General features: G+C 47.6%; 1 protein-coding gene. It reads right to left on the bottom strand.

Features of this window, described 5'->3' with window-relative positions:
* Positions 1-968 (bottom strand): ISL3 family transposase (locus JV16_RS14825; RefSeq protein WP_042536458.1); only part of this gene is annotated, 968 nt, incomplete at both ends.

Raw genomic sequence — 968 nt, 5'->3', positions numbered from 1 at the left:
CGTAATGCAAAACGCTGGATATTTCTGTATCCATATCCCCGACGTTTGATCAGCTTGATCTTGTTATTCGTTCCTTCCATTTTCCCATTCGAGTAAGGGGATAAAATGCAAGAAACGATTTCTTCTGTTCGCTTGACGAGCGCTTTTGCAATCGCGCGCACAACCGAACAAGGACAAAACGAATACCGATGAATCCAAGACTCCAAACGTCGTTTCGCCTGTTGCTCGTCTTTGCTTTTGGACACATAACGAAAATGTTGGAGCGATTGGTAGACCGACTTTAAGTAATCGCTTTCATTACACCATTCTCGTACGATTTGACGTTCTTCCTCCGTCAATTTCTCTGGGCATGTGCTCAATAAACGGCAAACGTAACGAACATTTCCGTGTTTCTTGCCCCCTTTGTCTAAATATTTGCGGCAACGATCTAAAGCATCCGTAAACAGCTGAATGACATGGAAATAATCGACCACGTGTGTCGCCTCTGGGCAAACCCCTTGAATGGCTTTTTTCATCGCTGGGGCTAAATCGCTTACGACATACTGAACAGAACGAGACACATGCGCCAACGCACGTCTGATGGCTTCCTCGTTCTTTCCAGCTTCGATGGCATACACTTCTCCCGTCTCGGCATCCATGATCGCCACTCCGTAGTCATGCCCTTTTCGAAAGGCAAATTCATCGACACAAACCGCCTTTGGTTGGATATCATTCGATAGGAAGGAAGGGGCATGGGTATAAAACCAACGTTCCACGGTCGTGTAAGGGAGGTTGAGCATCCGAGCTACTGCCTGAATGGATGTCCCAATGCAAGATTGCGCCACCCATTGCTGAAAAGCGTCTGTTGCCACACTTCGAGGGGAGATTCCTGGATAAGACGTGCTGAACGTCATGCCACACGTACCACAACGTCTGCGCTCGACAGGGAGTTCAATCCAAAAAATCCCGATTCGTTGAGCATAGCCATG

Source organism: Anoxybacillus ayderensis (genome assembly GCF_000833605.1).
Classification (GTDB): Bacteria; Bacillota; Bacilli; order Bacillales; family Anoxybacillaceae; genus Anoxybacillus; species Anoxybacillus ayderensis.
The sequence above is the reverse complement of the archived record's forward strand: the minus strand, read 5'-3'. Positions and strand labels throughout refer to the sequence as shown.